Below are 18,451 nucleotides of genomic sequence, written 5' to 3' on the forward strand. Positions count from 1 at the left end.
CCCGAGTGACTACGGCGCGACCATGACCCAGGCACCGACACCCACCGCGGACACCGTCCGCCGGCTGGTCCGTTCCCTCCTCAAGGACGCCTCGGCCGGCGCCGGACCCGAGGTCCGGCCCGTCGCCGAGAGCGCCGAGCCCGCCACCTGGTGGGTCGGCACCCGCCATGTGCTGCGCCTCGCCCCCGACCGCGAGGCCGCCCTGCGCCAGCGCCGCGAACTGCGGCTGCGCGACCTCGTCCGACCGCACATCCCGGCCGCCGTCCCGACGAGCGTGGCCAACGGCGAGTGGACGCCAGGGCTGACCTACACGCTCGACGCCCTGCTCCCCGGCGGCTCGGCGCGCGAGCACGACGTCTCCGCCGTCGGCGAGGCCGACCTGGCCGCGCTGCTCACCGGTCTGCGCGAGGTGCCCACCCGGCAGGCCGAGACCCTCGGCGTTCCGCGCACCGCCCCGCGCTCCCTGGAGGCACTGCGGCGAGCCGCCGAACGCTCGGCCCGACCCCTCGCCGCCGCCGACGAGTTCGACGCGGGCCGCCTCCACCAGCTCACCTCGGCGGCCGCCGTCCAGCTCGCCGCCCAGGCCGGCACGGCCGTCCTCGTCCACCACGGGCTCACCGGCGACCACCTCGTGGTCAGCGCCGACGGCCGGGTACGCGGTGTGCTCGGCTGGGCCGAGGCGATCGTCGGCGACCCCGCCGAGGACATCGCGGGGCTCGCCCTCGCCGTCGGTTCCCCCGCCGCCGTCCGCGCCGCCACCCTCGCCGGCTACGGCGCCCGCCCCTGCCTGCGCGGTCTGTGGCTCGCCCGCTGCGACGCGGTCGTCCGCCTCGCCGAACGCCTGGGGGGCCGCGGCGCCACACCGCTCCCGGAGCTACGGGTGCAGCTGCGGCACGCCTGGGAGGCGATCCTGCTGGAGCGGGTGACGGAGCTGCGGGAGGGCGACGAGGAGGAGTAGCCGCGCCGGGCCGCTGACCCTCACCCGTGCCGGGCCCCTCACTCCTGCAGAAGCACCACGCACGACTCCCCGGGCACATGCAGCACCCCGTCCGCCCCCGGCCCCTCCACGGGCTCCCAGGCGGCCAGTACACGCGCCTGACGCGGCCCCAGAGGGATCGTGGCGGGCCCCTTGGCCAGATTCACCGCCACCCGCACGTCCCCGCGGCGGAAGGCCAGCCAGCGCCCTTGCTCGTCGTACGCCACCTTCGTGTCGGCGAGGTCCGGGTCGGTGAGGTCGGCCTGTTCGTGGCGCAGTGCGAGGAGCCGGCGGTACCAGTCCAGTACGCGCGCGTGGGGCTCGCGGGCGGGCTCGGACCAGTCGAGGCAGGAGTGGTCCCGGGTCGCCGGGTCCTGCGGATCGGGCACGTCCTCCTCCTTCCAGCCGTGCGCGGCGAACTCCCGCCGTCTGCCCCGCCGTACGGCCTCCGCCAGCTCTGGATCGGTGTGGTCGGTGAAGAACTGCCAGGGTGTCCCCGCCGCCCACTCCTCGCCCATGAACAGCATCGGCGTGAACGGAGCGGTCAGCGTCAGCGCCGCCGCGCAGGCCAGCAGACCGGGGGAGAGGGACGCCGCGAGCCGGTCGCCCTGGGCGCGGTTGCCCACCTGGTCGTGGGTCTGGCCGTAGCCGAGCAGACGGTGAGCGGCGACCCGTGAACGGTCCAGCGGACGCCCGTGCCGGCGGCCCCGGAAACTCGAGTACGTGCCGTCGTGGAAGTACCCGCCGGTGAGCGTCTTCGCCAGCGCGGCGAGGGGGGCGCGGCCGAAGTCGGCGTAATAGCCCTGGGACTCGCCGGTCAGCGCGGTGTGCAGGCAGTGATGGAAGTCGTCGTTCCACTGCGCGTGCAGCCCGAATCCGCCCTCCGCGCGGGAGGTGATCAGCCGCGGGTCGTTCAGGTCGGACTCGGCGATCAGGAACAGCGGCCGGCCCGCCTCGGCGGCGAGCGTGTCCACCGCCGTCGACAGCTCCTCCAGGAAGTGCAACGCGCGCGTGTCCGCCAGTGCGTGCACCGCGTCCAGGCGCAGCCCGTCGATCCGGTAGTCCCGCAGCCACGCCAGCGCACTGCCGAGCAGATACGCCCGCACCTCGTCCGACCCGGGCGCGTCCAGATTCACCGCGGAACCCCACGGTGTGTGGTGGGTGTCCGTGAAGTACGGCCCGAACGCGGGCAGGTAATTGCCCGACGGCCCCAGATGGTTGTGCACGACGTCCAGGACCACGCCGAGGCCGAGCTCGTGCGCCCGGTCGACGAACCGCTTCAGTCCCTCGGGCCCGCCGTACGGCTCGTGCACGGCCCACAGCGACACGCCCTCGTACCCCCAGCCGTGCCGGCCGGGGAAGGGGCACAGGGGCATCAACTCGACGTGGGTGACGCCGAGTTCGACGAGGTGCCCGAGGCGCTCGGCGGCCGCCTCCAGGGTGCCCTCACGCGTGTACGTGCCCACGTGCAGCTCGTACAGGACCGCGCCCGGCAGCGGTCGTCCGGCCCACTCCGTGCGCCAGGTGTACCGCCCCTGGTCGACGAGCGCGCTCAACCCGTCCGGGCCGTCGGGCTGCCGGCGCGAGCGCGGGTCCGGCAGCACGGGGCCGTCGTCCAGCGCGAAGCCGTACCGGGAGCCGTCCTGCGCCTCCGCCTCACCTCGCCACCATCCGGTCCGTTCCGGATCGCGCTCCAACGCGCGCGTGGCGCCGTCGCACTGGAGCGTCACACGGTCGGCCTGCGGTGCCCACACCTCGAACTGCACGGACGGTTCCCCTTCGTCTGCTCACCGTGATGTAGCCCGTCCATGGTGCTTCAAACAGGACCGATCCGCTTTTGAATCCTCCCTTTTGCGGCGGGTGTCGTGGCAGGTGGCGTCCGGTGCACGCGCGTGGCGGCTGTTCTCACGTTTTCTGGACACTCGGCGTTCACTGCCCGACAATCACGAACGTGACGTCGTCCTTCGAGTTCAACACGTACCCCGCGCGGCTCTCCGACGCGGAGCGCGACAAGGCGCTGAACGTGCTCCGTGACGGTGTCGCTATGGGTCGGCTGTCGCACGACACGTTCATCCGGCGCATGGAGCTGGCGCTCGCCGCCCGCCGCTCGGACGAACTCGCGGCGCTCACCGCCGACTTGCCCTCCGAAGGGCGTTTCTCCCGGCTGGTGTTCGGCTCCGTGGAGGCGGTCTCCGGCTTCACCCAGCGGCTGCGCCGCGCCTGGCAGGCCGAGCGGCTGCCCAAGCTGCTGCTGCCGCACCCCGGCAACGGATACCCGCTGCGGATCGGCCGCGACCCCGCCAACGGACTGAGGCTGACCCACGAGACGGTGTCCCGGGTGCACGCCGAGCTGAGCCGGCAGGGCGGCATGTGGGTGCTGCGGGACCTCGGTTCGACCAACGGCACGACGGTGAACGGGCGGCGTGTCATCGGAGCCGCCGTGGTCCGTGAGGGCGACCAGATCGGCTTCGGGCGGATGTGGTTCCGGCTCTCCGCCGACTGAGCCGGGGCGCCCGTGAACTGAGCCGAACCTTAGCTCTGGCCTGGGGTTTACGTCCTGTCGAGGGCTCAGATCCCTTTGCCGACCGCGGTGTTGACGTACCCCACAAGTCGTGACTCACTGTGCGTACACCATGCACATCAGGTGAATCGACGGCACCATATTTGTGGAGGTGTGCCCTGCCGCCACTCCTCCGCTACCCGACCGTCGACGAGTTGGGTGCCCGGGCGTCCGCACTCGTCGCCCGCCACCCCGGCGACGCCAGACTCCGCACGGTCGGCACGTCCCGCGCGGGCACACCGCTGTGGCTGCTGTCCGTCGGCCACGGCGCCCGCCAGGCCCTCGTGGTCGCCGGCCCGCACGCCAACGAACCCGTGGGCGGCGGCACCGTCCTGCGGCTCGCCGAACGCGCCCTCGCCGACCCCCTGCTCACCGAGGGCGCCGACGCCACCTGGAACCTGCTGCTCAGCCTCGACCCCGACGGTCTGCGCCGCAACGAGGGCTGGCTGCACGGCCCGTACACCCTCGGCCGGCACTTCCGGAACTTCTTCCGGCCCGGCTTCCTCGAACAGCCCGAGTGGCTGCCCGACGGCGCCGACGCCGTCACGCTGCCGGAGACCCGCGCCCTGCTCGACGTCCAGGACGAACTGCGCCCCTTCCTCCAGTGCTCCCTGCACGGCGTCGACGTGGGCGGCGGCTTCGTCGAGCTGACCCATGACCTGCCGGGCCTCGCGGGCCGCGTCGCCCACCACGCGGCCCGTCTCGGCATCCCACGCGAACTCGGCCCGTACGACACCCTGTACTGGCCGGCCCTGGGGCCCGCCGTCTTCCGTATCCCGCCGCCGCGCCGCGGCGACCTGGCCGCCGCCATCACCGAGGCCGCCGTCGAGTCGACCTGGTACCACCCGCACCGGTACGGCACCGTGACCGCGATCGTCGAGGCGCCCATGTGGGGCGTGACCGCCGTCGAGGACGGCTCCCCGCCCACCGACGCGGCCGCCGTGCTGCGAGGCGTCAGCCGCACCCTGCGCCACGACACCCAGCGCCTGGAGCGCATCTTCGCGCGCGTCCGCCCCTTCGTCACCGCCGCCCCGGACGCGGAGCGGCTGCTCGCACCGGTCGACGACTATTTACTGGTCTGTCCCGGCATCGCGGACTCCTGGGACCCCGATGTGGACGACGGCTCCCATCCGCTGCCGCCTCTCAGCACCGCCCACCTGGCCGCCCTGCGGATCTCCGGCCGTCGACTGACGCTGCGCACGGCGGGCCTGCTGCACCAGCTCGTGAGGGCCGCCGGGACCGATCCGGTCGATGCCCTGCCCGAGCTGGACCGCCTCATCGACGAGTGGTGCGCCGACTACCGCGACGGCTGCGGGGCACGCTGGATCCCCGTCGCACGCCAGGTGGAGTACCAGGCGCGGGTGGTGCAGACCGTGTTCGAACTGGCCGGGCGGCACGCGCGTGTGAGCTCCCGTTCGGGTGAGTCGGGGTGGGGATCCCAGGCCGCCGTGCCGATGCATCTGGAATGAAGAACTGCACCGCATCGAAGGCGGCACGAGGCACTCTGCTCGCCGCAGCCGCGCTCCTTGTCGCCACCACGGCCCCCGCGCAGGCGGCGCCCGAGGACCTCCGCACCGACAACTGGCTCTTCCTCACGGTCGCCAAGGGCGACGCCCGGTCCAGTGACACCCGTGGCACCCTGCTGCTGTGCGACCCGCCCCAGGGACACGGGAAAGCGGCCGAGGCCTGCGCGGAACTGGAGGCGGCGACCGGCGACCTCGCCGCCCTCCCGGCGAAGAACACCTACTGCCCGATGAACTACGCCCCGGTGACCGCACGCGCGCAGGGGCAGTGGAACGGGCGGCCGGTCGACTACGCGGAGACCTTCTCCAACGGCTGTGTGATGGCCGGCCGGACCGGATCGGTGTTCGCGCTCGACGGCCTCGCCACCTGAGTCCGGCCGGTGGCGGCGGGGCTCAGACCGCCCTCGCGCGCGCGTGGATCGCCGCCGCCACCACCGTGCGGGACTGGTGCTCGATCTGGTGCTCCAACGGCACCCAGCGGGCCCGGAAGCGGTCCGCGAAGGCCTCGCTCCAGGTCGCCACCAACCGCTCCAGACGGGGCGCCGCACGGTCGTCCTGCTCCAGCAGCACCCGCAGCAGCATCGACGCCGCCCGCAGCGGCAGCCGGCGCGCGAACGCGTCCACGCTGCCCACGTACGCGCGCGTGTTGTCGGCGGGCGGGGTGTGCATCCAGTCCGCGGCCAGCCCCGGCACCAGCTCCAGGCCCCACTTGGAGGCCCGCAGCAGCGGCCCCTCGACGTCCGGCAGACGCGGCGTGGCGTCGGCGAGCACCCGCTCCACCTGCCGCGCGTCCTGCAGCAGCCGCCCCGCCAGGCGCCGCAGCGCGACGGCCGGGGCCGGATGCGGCGCCGGGTCGTCGACCAGGTCGCTCGCCCACATCGGCACCTCGACGATCGCGGTCAGCCCGCCGTACCGATGCGCGTGGTACCAGGTGCTGTTGCGCGCGTCGTCCGGCATGCTCGGGTACGCCGCCCCCGCGCCCGGCGCGGGCATCACATGCACCCCGGGCCCGGACGCGGGCCAGCCCGCGGCGTCCGAGGCGCCCGTCTCGACGGGGATGTTCAGCCCCGCCGCGGACTTGGCGAACGGCTCCGCGAGGCCCGGGATGTCCTTCGTCAACTGCACCCAGCTGCCGCCCAGATCGGTGCCGTGCAGGGTGACCTGGAGGTAGGGGCGCAACTCGTCGATGACGCCGGTCAGGGCCCGGGTCTCCGGCGGCAGTCGGTCCGGTGGCAGCACCGCCGGGGACCACTCCGGCTGTTCGTGGCCGGCGGGCCGGAAGAAGCCGAGGTGGTAGTCGAACAGGCTGCGCGGCGCGGGCGTGATGTGCAGGCTCGCCCCGTCGGGGTCCGCGCACAGCAGGAAGTGCCAGGACGTGCCCAGCCTCAACTCCCTTTCGTTCAGCACACGTTCGGCGACGTCGAGGAGGGTCGCACCGCCGGTCGGCTCGTTGGAGTGGGCGCCGGCGACGACGAGCACGGCACGCCGGGCATGTCCCACGGACAGCAGATGCAGGGGTCTGCCCGCCCGGGACCGGCCGATCTGGCGCAGGGTGCAGAGAGCGGGCCGACGAGCGGCCAACGCCCTTGCGGACGTGACGACTTCGGTCACCGTGGGGTAGCGCAGCTCCGGCAGGAGACTCACCCCCGACACATCCGCCCGGCTTCGCAATCCGCAGTACCCCACGCCCTCTGTGAAGTGTCAAGCGCGCAACGGGGGCGCCTCCAGGGGGCGCCCAGATGCATTTACCGTCAGCATGAAGGGCCGTTGGTGCCAGCGGGGGTGCCGGGGTCGGACGGGACGGGGCCCGGACGCCGGCGTGCACGTCCGGACCCTTTCCGGGGGCCGCTCACGGTGTCGATCGAGCGCGCGCCGCCGCCCGTCACCGCGCGCCGGCCGCCCGGCCCGGGCTCCAGGAGCGCACGCGGTCACGAGCCGGTGGCCGGGCCGTACGACGGCGTGCGGTGAAGGCACCCACGCCCGAGGTGAGTTCGCGGCTCCGGTTCAGTCGCGATCCGCTTCCACCCGCTCCAGCAATGCCACCGGCAGCCCCTCGAAGAGCTCCGCCACGCGCACCTGCCCCGTGAACTCCCTTTCCGGAGACAGGACATCGGCCCATCGGCCCGGTGGCAGCGGCAACCGGGTCTCGCGCCAGCCGCCCGCCTCCGTCAGCCGCAGCGACAGCCGGGTCACGGCGGTGACGGCCTCCCCGGAGCGTGCGAACGCCAGGCAGTGGGCCGCTGCGGGCCCTTCGGCGGTCAGCGGGGCGTACGTCGCCGAGTCGCCGAACGCGGCCGGGCGTCGTGCGCGCAGGTGCAGCGCCGCCGCGGTGAGCGCGCCCTTCTCGCCGGGCTCCTCGGGCGGGAACCGCACGGGCCGGCGGTTATCCGGATCCACCAACGCCCGGTACTCGGCCTCCGTGCCCTGGTAGATGTCGGGCACCCCCGGCATGGTCAGATGGAGCAGCGCCGTGCCGAGCATGTTCGCCCGGACGGACGGCCCCAGCGCGCTCCGGAAGGCGGCCACGTGCTCGCCCGGCGCCCCGGTCGGTCCCGCCGCGACAAAGGCCGCCACCGCCTCCTCGTACGGCGGCTCCTGCTCCGTCCAGCTCGTGTACAGCCCGGCCTCGCGCACATGCTTCAGCAGCGCCTGCTGCACCCGCTCCGCATCCGCCGGGCCGAGCCCGAACACCGTCTGCCAGGCCGCCCACGCCACCTGCGCGTCCGGCACCCCCTCGCCGGTGCGGGTCACCTCGGCCAGGACGTCGGCCCAGCGCTGCGGGCACTCGGTGAGGACGGCCAGCGCGGCCCGTACGTCGGCGCTGCGCTTGGTGTCGTGCGTCGACACGGCCGTGCCGGTCGCCGGCCAGTCGCGCTGCACGCGCGCGCAGTACGCGTGGAAGTCGTCAGGGGACACCGCGGGTGCGCCCGGATTCCCGCCCACCTCGGTCGCCGACAGCAGCGGCACATAGCGGTAGAACGCCGTGTCCTCCACGGACTTGGCCCGCAGCGCCGACGAGGTCTGCGCGAACCTGGTCCCGAACTCCACGTGCTCGGGCCCCTCACCCGCCTGCCCCAGCACCAGAGCGCGGACCACGTCCACCGCACCGGCCTCCTCGGGCACCACGAACGCCTGCCGGGCCTCCTCCGCGGCCTCCTCGGTGACGACGGAAGCGGCGTCGACGGAGCCGTAGGGCCGGTAGACCTCCATGCGGACCAGCAGCTCCTGCAGGGCGGTGCGCAGCGCCCACGGCGCCCGGTCGCGCAGCGCGGGCTCCGGGGAGGTGGCGCACAGCCGGACCGCCACCCGGGTCAGCCGCTCGGTCTCGGCGGCCAGTTCGTGCGCGAGGACCTTGTACGCCGCCCGCCGCACCGTCGCCTCCCACTGCCCGCCCCGGTCCGTCTGCGGGGCCGCGAACCGCCGGTACTGGCCGAGGAGTTCGCCGAACCCGGCCGGGTCCGTGAGCACGCCGTCGATGTGCCGCAGGGCGTCGTACCCGGTGGTGCCCGCGACCGGCCAGGACGCCGGCAGCGGCTCGCCGTCCGCCAGGATCTTCTCCACCACCGTCCAGCGGCCGCCGGTCGCCTCGTGCAGCCTGCGCAGATACGCGTCGGGGTCGGCGAGACCGTCGGGGTGGTCGATCCGCAGCCCGTCGACGACGCCCTCGTGGAGCAGCTGGAGGATCTTGGCGTGGGTGGCCTCGAAGACCTCCGGGTCCTCCACCCGCACCCCGATGAGCTCCGAGATGCTGAAGAAACGCCGGTAGTTGAGCTCCGTACGGGCCAGCCGCCACCACACCGGGCGGTACCACTGCGCGTCCAGGAGCCGCGGCAGCGGCAGTTCCCCGGTGCCCTCGCGCAACGGGAAGACGTGTTCGTGGTAGCGCAGGACGTCGCCGTCGACCCGCAGGTCACCCATGACCGAGCCGAGCGGGCCGCCCAGGACCGGCAGCAGCACCTGTCCGCCCTGCGCCTCCCAGTCGATGTCGAACCATCGCGCGTACGGTGACTTGGGGCCCTCCCTGAGCACCTCCCACAACGCCCGGTTGTGGCGCGGGGCCATGGCCATGTGGTTCGGCACGATGTCCACGAGCAGGCCGAGCCCGTGCTCCCGCGCGGTGTCGGCCAGCGCGCGCAGCCCCTCCTCGCCGCCCAGTTCGGCCCGTACGCGCGCGTGGTCCACGACGTCGTAGCCGTGCGCGGAGCCGGGGACCGCCTCCAGGACGGGGGACAGGTGCAGATGCGAGACGCCGAGCGTGGCCAGGTACGGCACGGCGGCCGCCGCGGCGGCGAAGGGGAACTCGGGCTGCAGCTGCAGCCGGTACGTGGCGGTCGGCACCACCGGGTCGGGTCGCTCAGGTGTCATGCAAACCTACGTACCCGCCCCACCGTCTTTCGTGTCATCGGCCGGTGCACGTCCCCTCGCGCGCGTGGCTAGCTTCGAGCGATGGGGACCATGGGACGCACCTACCGCGAGGTCATCGGCCTGACCGGGCCACTGCTGCCGGTCGTGTCCTTCCTGGGCAGACTGCCTACGGCCACCATCCAGTTCGGCAGCGTGCTGCTCGTCGCCCGCACCAGCGGCTCGCTGACCGCCGCGGGGCTGACCGGCGGTGCGCTGGCGCTCGGCCAGGTGGCCTGTGGTCCGCTGGTGGGCCGGCTCGCCGACCGGCACGGTCAGCGGACGGTCGTGCTCGTCTTCTCCCTCGTCAACGCCCTGGCGATCACGGCGCTGGTCGCCGGAGCAGTGGGCGGCCTGCCCACACCGCTCCTCGCGGTCCTCGGCGCGACGGCGGGTGCGACCGTGCCGCTGATCGGCCCTCTGGCCCGCGCCCGCCTGATCGCCCTGGCCCGCCGCGCGGACGCCCCCGACACCACGGTCGCCACCGCCCTCTCCTTCGAGAGCACCCTCGACGAGATCTCCTTCGTCCTCGGCCCCGCCCTGGTCGGCCTCGCCGCGGTCCTGGCCCACCCGGCGTACGCACTGGGCGCCGCCGCGGTGGCGGTGGCCGTGTGCGGAAGCGGCTTCGCGCTGCATCCGACGGCGACGCGAAGGGCCACCACGGCAGCCACGTCACCCACCGTCGCCGCCCGCCCCCGCATCCCCCGCTCCGTCCACGCCCTGCGCGCCGCCCTCGCTCTCCAGGGCGCCATGTTCGGCGCGTGCCAGGCCGGCATCACCGCGCTCACCGAACGCCTCGGACAACCCGACCAGGCGGGGCTCGTCTACGCCGCCATGGGAGTGATGAGCGCCGTCGCGGGCCTGTCCATGGCCGCCGTACCCGCGCGCATCCCACTCGCGACACGCTGGCGGACGGCCACCGCGGCCGCGTTCGCACTCTCCCTGCCCCTGCTGTGGACGGACGGCCTGGTCGCCCTCTACGCGGTCGTCACCGTCCTCGGTGTCGCCTACGCCCCGCACCTCATCACGGTGTTCGGGCTCACCGAGCGAACGGTGCCGCCGACGCGGCTCGCCGAGGCGATGGCCTTCGCGACGAGCGCCCTGGTCGGTGGCCAGGCCCTCGCGATCGCCGGCACGGGGCCACTCGCCGAGTCGTACGGCCCCGCCGCGGCGTTCGGCGCGGCGAGCGTGGCGGCCGCGCTCGCCTGCGCGATCGCACTGACGGCGAGGCCGACGTCGTACGCCCGGGACACCGGAAGCACGCTCCACGCGCGTGTCCCCACCGGCAGTCCCTAGACCGGGCAGGTCCTAGACCGGCCGCTGCAACACCGTCATGCTCCGGTCCACCAGCGTCAGCCGGTCCCCGGCCCGCACCTTGGGGCCCGTGCCCGGCGGCACGCCGTCGGCGAGGGCGGTGTCGACGACGACCTCCCACTGCCGGCCGTGGTTGACCGGCACCACGAAGTCCAGCGTCCGGTGCGAGGGGTTGAACATCAGCAGGAACGAGTCGTCGCCGATGCGCTCCCCGCGCGGGCCCGGTTCGGAGATCGCGTTGCCGTTGAGGAACACCGAGATGGCCGACGCCTGCGCCCGGTCCCAGTCCCGCTGGGTCATCTCCTCGCCCTTGTGGGTGAACCAGGCGATGTCCGACAACTCGTCATGAGTGCCCTCCACGAGCCGCCCGTGGAAGAAGCGCCGCCTGCGGAAGACCGGATGGTCCCGGCGCAGCCACACCATCGCGCGCGTGAAGGCCAGCAGATCGCCGAAGACCTCGCCCTCCTCGGGCCACTGGACCCATGCCACCTCGCTGTCCTGGCAGTAGGCGTTGTTGTTGCCGCGCTGCGTGCGGGCGAACTCGTCACCATGGCTGAGCATCGGCACGCCCTGGGACAGCATCAGGGTGGCGATGAAGTTCCGCATCTGCCGGGCACGCAGCTCCAGCACGCCCGGGTCGTCGGTCTCGCCCTCGGCTCCGCAGTTCCAGGACCGGTTGTGGCTCTCGCCGTCCCGGTTCTCCTCGCCGTTGGCCATGTTGTGCTTGTCGTTGTACGAGACGAGGTCGTGCATCGTGAACCCGTCGTGGCAGGTCACGAAGTTGATGGAGGCCAACGGGCGCCGCCCGTCGTCCTGGTACAGGTCGGAGGAGCCCGTCAGCCGGGACGCGAACTCCGCGACCGCCCGCCGCTCGCCGCGCCACAGGTCCCGCACGGTGTCGCGGTACTTGCCGTTCCACTCGGTCCACAGCGGCGGGAAGTTGCCCACCTGATAGCCGCCCTCGCCGACGTCCCACGGCTCGGCGATCAGCTTCACCTGGGAGACCACCGGGTCCTGCTGCACCAGGTCGAAGAAGGACGACAGCCGGTCCACCTCGTGGAACTGCCGGGCCAGGGTCGCCGCGAGGTCGAAGCGGAAGCCGTCGACATGCATCTCGGTGACCCAGTAGCGCAGCGAGTCCATGATCAGCTGGAGGACGTGCGGGGAGCGCATCAGCAGGGAGTTGCCGGTGCCCGTGGTGTCCATGTAGTAGCGGGGGTCGTCGGTGAGGCGGTAGTACGACGCGTTGTCCAGGCCCCGGAAGGACAGCGTCGGGCCCAGGTGGTTGCCCTCGGCGGTGTGGTTGTAGACGACGTCGAGGATGACCTCGATATTGGCCTCGTGCAGCGCCCGGACCGCCGACTTGAACTCCAGGACCTGCTGGCCGCGATCGCCCCAGGAGGCGTACGCGTTGTGCGGGGCGAAGAAGCCGATGGTGTTGTAGCCCCAGTAGTTGTTCAGGCCCATGTCGACCAGCCGGTGGTCGTTCACGAACTGGTGGACCGGCATCAGCTCCAGCGCGGTGACGCCCAGTTCCGTCAGGTGCTCGATGACCGCCGGGTGCGCGAGGGCGGCGTAGGTGCCGCGCAGTTCCTCGGGCAGGCCGGGGTGGCGCATGGTGAGGCCCTTCACATGGGCCTCGTAGATCACCGTGTGGTGGTAGTCGGTGCGCGGGCGACGGTCGTCGCCCCAGTCGAAGTACGGGTTGACCACGACCGAGCTCATGGTGTGCGGGGCGGAGTCCAGGTCGTTGCGCTTGTCGGGCGAGTCGAAGTGGTAGCCGTAGACCTCCTCGCCCCACTGGATGGCCCCGCTGATCGCGCGCGCGTACGGGTCCAGGAGCAGCTTCGCGGAGTTGCAGCGCTGTCCGCGCTCCGGGGTGTACGGGCCGTGCACCCGGAATCCGTAGCGCTGGCCCGGCATCACGCCGGGCAGATACGCGTGCCGGACGAACGCGTCGCTCTCCCGCAGCTCCACCGCCGTCTCCGAGCCGTCGTCGTGCAGCAGACACAGCTCTACTCGGTCCGCGGCCTCGGTGAAGACCGCGAAGTTGGTGCCGGCGCCGTCGTACGTGGCACCGAGTGGATACGCCTCTCCAGGCCAGACCTGCATGGATACGACTCTTTCAGCTCGTGCCCGCCGCCGGGGCGCCTTGGCCCCGAGTCTCCCCGAAAGTGATGGAACCACCTATGACTTACGCCCCTCTTATCGATCGACCGGTGCATACGTGGTGTGCACAGACCTGTGGGGCAATCACATACTCCCGTGACCAGGGGGAGTAGGGGGAAAGACGTGCGCGAAATAGTGCGCCGCCACCTTGGCAAGGTGGTGGCCGGTGCGGCCATCGCGGTGGCCTCGACCGCCGTGATGGTCGGAATCACCCTGCCTGGCACGGCCGGGGCCGACGAAACGGGAGGCGCCAAGGGGGGCGGGCAGGCGGCCGCCGGGCAGCAGCAGGACCAGGAGACGCAGGGTTCGGCCGCCGCGCCGGGCGTCGTCGAGGAAGCCCCCGCCGAGGGCGACAAGGGCAAGGGCCGCGACCCGCTGACCGACGACGAGATGGAACGGGTCGCGAAACTCGCCCTCAACCGGCAGCTGTTCAACGCCAGTGAGGACGTCGACGGGGACCGCGGCCCGCAGCAGCTCGGCATCGACCTCGCCGACCCCGAGACGAGCGAGCTGGACGACCCGAACGCGCCGCGGCGCGCAGACGTGACGTACTACGACTACAAGGACGACACGCTCGTCACCCGGACCGTCAATCTCGACACCGGCAAGGTCGAGGGGACCTCCACCAGCCACGGCGTACAGCCGCCGCTGAGCCGGGCCGAGACGGCCGAGGCGGCCCGTCTGCTGCTCGCCGACCCGCTGTCCGCGGGGCTGAAGGGCGACTACAAGGACGCCACCGGCAAGGAGCTCACCTCGCCGGACCAGCTCCAGCTGAACAGCATGGTCTTCAGGGCGAACCCGGGGATCAGGCCCGCCGCGCTCACGGCCTGCGGCGAGCACCGCTGCGCGACGCTGACCCCGAAGGTCAAGAACGGACCGTGGATCGACACCCGGGACCTGGTCATCGACCTGAGCACCCGCAAGGTCGTCGAGATCGTCCGCGGCTGAGCCGCCCGCCCGTTCACTTTTCCCATCTGCACCTCCTGTAAGGGAGTCATTTCTTCATGCGCGTGAACAGAATGAGCCGTGCCCGCAGGCGGACGCTCCTGGGTGTCGCCGTCATGGCCCTGGCTGCCGGCGTGACCACCGGTGCGGGCCCGGCCAGCGCTCAGCCGAAGGCCGCCCCCGCCGCGGCGGCGGCCGCCGACTGCAGCACGGCGTACCAGATAGAGAAGAAGCTCGCCTCCGGCACGACCTGGCGGATGTGCTGGCGCTTCGAGAGCAAGGCCGGGATCGTCCTGGAGGACATCTCCTACCAGCCGCCCGGCGAGACCAAGCCGATCAAGGTCCTCAACAGCGCCAGGCTCGCCCAGATCCATGTGCCGTACGACGACGGCAGGAGCGAGTACAACGACCTGACGACGTACAACTTCGGCGACGGTCTGATGAACATGACCGCCGCGGAGTGCCCGGGCGGCACGATCAAGACGGTCAAGGTCAAGAACACCTCGTACTACCAGGACCCGAACATCAAGGGCCTGTGCACCACCACCAAGACCCGCGGCCACGCCTACCGCCTCATGAACTACGACCAGAACAACACGGTCTACCAGGCACAGGGCAAGGACCTGCTCGTCTACACGGTCAACAAGGTCGACTGGTACGAGTACATCACCGAGTGGCGCTTCCAGGACGACGGCACCGTCAACATGAACGTCGGCGCGACCGGCAGCCTCTCGCCGTACGACTACGACGCCGGTGACGGCCGCAGCTGGCCGATCGGCAAGGGCGCGGCGGCCAAGGCCGACAGCCACAGCCACAACGTCTTCTGGAAGCTCGACTTCGCCCTCGACGGCTCCTCCAAGGCGAAGGTCGAGCAGTACGACTCGAAGGTCACCGCCCCGGCCGGCGCCGGCAACGGCCCGACCGCCAAGACCACCCGCACCACGGTGACCAAGGAACTGGCGGGCGACAGCAAGAACATGCGCTGGTGGCGCGTGGTGAGTTCGGCGGGCAAGAACAAGGACGGCCACCCGCGCTCGTACGAGCTCGTCCCCGGACCCACCAGCAAGTACTCCGGCCGCCCCTTCACCAAGCACGACGTGTACTTCACCGAGTACAAGAAGTGCGAGAAGTACGCCAGTGAGAACCAGCCGGGCTGCGCCACCGGATCGGGCTCGTCCGTCGACAAGTTCGTGAACGGACAGGCCCTCACCCACCCCGTGGTCTGGATGAACGTCGGGTTCCACCACATAGCCCGGGACGAGGACCAGCAGCCGATGCCGGTCCACTGGCAGGGCTTCTCCATCGCCCCGCGCGACGTCACGGCTATGAATCCGCTCACTCCCGCCGCCCTCGCCGGGCAGAACGGCGACTGGAACCGCGGTAGTTGAGAAACGACCCTGTCCATCCGGCTGCACCGCCGACCGCTCCCGGAGTACCCTTCCTTGATCGTTGGCAAGGGGAGTGCTCGGGGGAGCGGAAGGCGGTGCGCGGGTGGGCTCGGGAGGGCTGGAGTTGCCCCCTGGTGACGAGGGTCACGAGGGGAACTCCGCAGACGTCCCGCCCGGCACGGTGTCGCTGGCACGGCCCATGGACGCCGCCGGCTCCATCGGGCCGGAGCTGGACTGGGACGCCGACGCCTGGCGCGAGGTGCGTACGCGCGCCCAGCGAGCCGGCCGCGCCTACATATGGCTGAACCTCGTCGAACAGCGGCTGCGCGCGGTCGTGGCCGCTGTTCTGCGTCCCATCTACGAACCCGTCCACGGCGACGACTGGGTGGTCGCCGCCGCAGGGCCGGCCGGCCAGGAGTGGGTGCAGCGCGCGGTCGCCGTACGCGAAGTCAGCCGCCGCAAGGGCTACTTGCTCGACCCGGCCGACGACAACGTCCTGAGCTTCCTCACGTTGCCGCAGCTGCGCGAGCTGATGGTGCAGCACTGGCCGTGCTTCGAGCCCTACTTCGACGAGCGCCGGGACGTCGAACTCGCCCTGGACGAGCTGGAAGTGACCCGGAACGTCGTCTCGCGCAACCGGGCCCTGTCCGAGGCCGTCCTGGGCCAGGCCGAGCGGGCCTCGGCGAAACTGCTGGAGATACTCGGCGCCGGCGGCGACGTGCCGTCCGCGCGCAGGCTGCCTGTTGACGCGGTCGAAGACCTCGTCGGCGACCGGTACGCGGACGTGGTCGCCGTCCACTCCGACCGGGTGCGGCTGCTGCGCCAGTTCCCCGCCGAGGACATCTTCGGCGGCGCCCGCCGTCTCGACGCCGTCGGTATCGGCCTCAACCTGCTCGTGCAGAACTTCTCCGGCCGCCGGCTGCTGCGCCTCGCCGAGGCCGGGTGCCGGGCGCGGCTGCTGTTCCTGAACCCGGCGTCCAGTGCCGTCAAACGGCGCGAGCGTGAACTCGGCATCAAGCGCGGTGAGTTGAGCCGTGCCGTCGAGATGAACATCCTCCACATGCGCCGGGTGCGGTCCCGGCTGCGCGACCCGGGCGCCTTCGAGATCCAGGTCTACGACGAGACGCCGCGCTTCACCGCCTACCTCGTGGACGGGGACGGCGCGGACGGGGTCGCCGTCGTGCAGTCCTATCTGCGGCGGTCGCGGGGCATGGAGGCGCCGGTGCTGGTGCTGCGCAACGGGAACAAAGTGGTCAAGCCGGGCGAGATCGACGACAGCGGACTCTTCCCGACCTACCGCGAGGAATTCGAGACGTCTTGGGTGGATTCACGGCCGGTGTCCTGAAAGTTCCGTAAGCGGAACGCGGTCCTCTGATTGTCAGTGGCGCATGGGATCGTGGAGACCACTGGGGGAAAGCACCACCAAGAAGGGGGGCCGCCGCATGGGCTGGCACCAGGAGCTGCTGATCGGCTTCGACCTGGAGACGACCGGAACCGATCCGCGCGAGGCGCGCATCGTCACGGGGGCCGTGATCGAGGTCAGGGCGGGACAGCCCATAGGGCACCGCGAATGGCTGGCGGACCCGGGCGTGGAGATCCCCGCGGACGCGGTGGCGGTCCACGGGATCAGCAATGAACGCGCGGCCGCGGAGGGCCGCCCGGCCGACCAGGTCGCGGACGCCATCGCCGACGTCCTGGCGACCTACTGGAAGACGGGCGTCCCGGTCGTCGCCTACAACGCGGCCTTCGACCTGACCCTGCTCTCGGCGGAGCTGCGCCGCCACGGCCTGCCCTCGCTGCGGGACCGCCTGGGCGGCGTCGATCCGGCACCGGTCGTCGACCCGTACACGATCGACCGGTCCGTCGACCGCTACCGCCGCGGCAAGCGCAACCTCGAAGCGGTCTGCAGGGAGTACGGAGTCCCGCTCGACGCCGCCCACAACGCCTCGGCGGACGCCCTCGCCGCGGCCCGGCTCGCCCACGCGATAGCCGACCGCCACCCCAAGATCGCCTCTCTCGGCCCGGCGGAACTGCACCGCCGCCAGATCGAGTGGTACGCGGAGTGGGCGGCGGACTTCCAGAGCTTCCTGCGCCGCAAGGGCGAGACGGACGCGGTGGTCGACGGGACGTGGCCCCTGCGGGAGTTGGCGGACGAAACGGTCTGACCCTTCGGGGCGACCGGCTCAGAACGGATACCAGCGCACCGTCTCGTCCCCGTCCCGCAACGACGCCACCCGTCGCTCGAACTCGGCCAGCGCCTTCGGGTTGCTCGGGGCGTGCTGGGCCACCCAGGCGCAGCTCGCCGTCTCCCGGGCGCCCCGCAGCACACCGCAGCCCTCCCACTCGCGTACGTCCCAGCCGTACGCCTCGGTGAAGGACTCGTAAGCCGCCGCGGGCAACCCGTAGCGGTCGCGGGACAGGGCCATCACCACCAGGTCGTGCTCGCGCAGGTCGGCGGAGAAGGTCTCCAGGTCCACCAGGACCGGGCCGTCGGGGCCGATGTGCACATTGCGGGGGAGGGCGTCGCCGTGGATGGGGCCGGGCGACAGCTGCGGGGTGAGTGCGGCCGCGGCCGCCGCGAAGCCGTCCCGGCGCTGCCGGAGGTACGCCGCGTCCGCGGGGTCGATCGCGTCACCCGCGAGACGCAGCCAGCGTTCCACACCGCCCAGCAGCTCGCGGGGCGGAAGCGCGAAGGCGGGGGAGGGGAGAGCGTGGACCACCCGTAGGAGTTCGGCCAAATCCCGGGGCTCGGCGGGCCGTACGGGATCGGGCAGCCGGTGCCACACCGTCACCGGGTGACCCTCGACGAGCAGTGCCTTCGGTTCGGCCGCCCGCACCGCCGGCACCTCCGCCTCGGCGAGCCACGCCGCGATGTCCAGCTCCCGGCGGGCCCGGTCCAGGAGTTCGGCGTCCCGGCCGACCTTGACGACCAGGTCACCGGAGGCGAACACCGCGTTCTCGCCCAGCGCGAGCAGCCGCGCCTCGGCGGCCGGCCCGGGCAGTGCTCCCGCCGCGGCCAGTACGTCCCGCGCCCGTGCCTCGTCCATCGTCCGCCTCCGTCTCCTCGGCCCTGCCCGTGCCGGATGTCCCGGATCTGCCGATGTGCTCGTGCACACGGCGTCGACTTCCCGCCATCCGTCGGCCAGTCTCGCATTCGTACAGGTCGGACGGTGTG

General features: G+C 72.3%; 14 protein-coding genes. 9 read left to right on the forward strand and 5 right to left on the reverse strand.

Annotated features, from left to right (window positions below; all coding sequences use genetic code 11):
- The first annotated feature begins 22 nt into the window (after positions 1-22).
- Positions 23-958: an aminoglycoside phosphotransferase family protein gene (locus OHU89_RS37585; RefSeq protein WP_405649403.1), complete on the forward strand. Its 936-nt coding sequence runs from the start codon at positions 23-25 to the stop codon at positions 956-958.
- Positions 959-996: 38 nt separating this feature from the next.
- Here the strand turns inward: OHU89_RS37585 and treZ are convergent, their stop codons facing one another.
- Complete coding sequence (gene treZ / locus OHU89_RS37590) at positions 997-2,742, reverse strand: malto-oligosyltrehalose trehalohydrolase (protein WP_405649404.1); 1,746 nt, start codon at positions 2,740-2,742, stop codon at positions 997-999.
- A 185-nt stretch (positions 2,743-2,927) separates the two neighbouring features.
- On the opposite strand from treZ, the gene OHU89_RS37595 reads away from it, so the two are divergent.
- From OHU89_RS37595 to OHU89_RS37605, 3 genes are all read left to right on the forward strand, one after another.
- The gene (locus OHU89_RS37595) at positions 2,928-3,479 is read left to right on the forward strand and encodes an FHA domain-containing protein (protein WP_046260753.1); all 552 of its coding nucleotides are present in this window, start codon (positions 2,928-2,930) and stop codon (positions 3,477-3,479) included.
- A gap of 161 nt (positions 3,480-3,640) precedes the next feature.
- Complete coding sequence (locus OHU89_RS37600; protein ID WP_405649405.1) at positions 3,641-5,005, forward strand: M14 family zinc carboxypeptidase; 1,365 nt, start codon at positions 3,641-3,643, stop codon at positions 5,003-5,005.
- Positions 5,002-5,430, forward strand: coding sequence for an SSI family serine proteinase inhibitor (locus tag OHU89_RS37605; protein WP_405649406.1), 429 nt, complete (start codon positions 5,002-5,004; stop codon positions 5,428-5,430). The genes OHU89_RS37600 and OHU89_RS37605 overlap by 4 nt, the downstream gene beginning before the upstream one ends.
- Positions 5,431-5,452: 22 nt before the next feature.
- On the opposite strand, the gene OHU89_RS37610 is transcribed toward OHU89_RS37605, so the two are convergent.
- Positions 5,453-6,703 (reverse strand): M14 family zinc carboxypeptidase, encoded by a 1,251-nt coding sequence (locus OHU89_RS37610; RefSeq protein ID WP_405649407.1) that lies wholly within the window; start codon positions 6,701-6,703, stop codon positions 5,453-5,455.
- 360 nt (positions 6,704-7,063) lie between these two features.
- Positions 7,064-9,424 carry a malto-oligosyltrehalose synthase gene (gene treY, locus OHU89_RS37615; RefSeq protein ID WP_405649408.1) on the reverse strand — a complete coding sequence of 787 codons (2,361 nt, stop codon included), beginning with the start codon at positions 9,422-9,424 and terminating at the stop codon, positions 7,064-7,066.
- 81 nt (positions 9,425-9,505) lie between these two features.
- On the opposite strand from treY, the gene OHU89_RS37620 reads away from it, so the two are divergent.
- The gene (locus OHU89_RS37620; protein WP_405649410.1) at positions 9,506-10,756 is read left to right on the forward strand and encodes an MFS transporter; all 1,251 of its coding nucleotides are present in this window, start codon (positions 9,506-9,508) and stop codon (positions 10,754-10,756) included.
- 12 nt (positions 10,757-10,768) lie between these two features.
- On the opposite strand, the gene glgX is transcribed toward OHU89_RS37620, so the two are convergent.
- Positions 10,769-12,886 carry a glycogen debranching protein GlgX gene (gene glgX, locus OHU89_RS37625; protein ID WP_405649411.1) on the reverse strand — a complete coding sequence of 706 codons (2,118 nt, stop codon included), beginning with the start codon at positions 12,884-12,886 and terminating at the stop codon, positions 10,769-10,771.
- Positions 12,887-13,066: 180 nt separating this feature from the next.
- Here glgX and OHU89_RS37630 point away from each other — a divergent pair, with 180 nt between their 5' ends.
- The 4 genes from OHU89_RS37630 (at position 13,067) to OHU89_RS37645 (ending at position 17,441) form a co-directional block, all read left to right on the forward strand.
- Positions 13,067-13,891 (forward strand): Tat pathway signal sequence domain protein, encoded by an 825-nt coding sequence (locus tag OHU89_RS37630; RefSeq protein WP_405649412.1) that lies wholly within the window; start codon positions 13,067-13,069, stop codon positions 13,889-13,891.
- 56 nt (positions 13,892-13,947) lie between these two features.
- Positions 13,948-15,276: a copper amine oxidase gene (locus OHU89_RS37635; RefSeq protein ID WP_405649413.1), complete on the forward strand. Its 1,329-nt coding sequence runs from the start codon at positions 13,948-13,950 to the stop codon at positions 15,274-15,276.
- 73 nt (positions 15,277-15,349) lie between these two features.
- The gene (locus OHU89_RS37640) at positions 15,350-16,621 is read left to right on the forward strand and encodes an SAV2148 family HEPN domain-containing protein (protein WP_266899247.1); all 1,272 of its coding nucleotides are present in this window, start codon (positions 15,350-15,352) and stop codon (positions 16,619-16,621) included.
- Between the two features lie 97 nt (positions 16,622-16,718).
- Positions 16,719-17,441, forward strand: coding sequence for a 3'-5' exonuclease (locus OHU89_RS37645; protein ID WP_365397717.1), 723 nt, complete (start codon positions 16,719-16,721; stop codon positions 17,439-17,441).
- 18 nt (positions 17,442-17,459) lie between these two features.
- Here OHU89_RS37645 and OHU89_RS37650 read toward each other — a convergent pair whose 3' ends face one another.
- Entirely contained in the window at positions 17,460-18,323 is an 864-nt protein-coding gene (locus OHU89_RS37650) for a phosphotransferase enzyme family protein (protein ID WP_405649414.1), read from the reverse strand.
- Positions 18,324-18,451 lie beyond the last annotated feature (128 nt).

Source organism: Streptomyces sp. NBC_00019 (assembly GCF_045041015.1).
Lineage (GTDB): Bacteria > Actinomycetota > Actinomycetes > Streptomycetales > Streptomycetaceae > Streptomyces.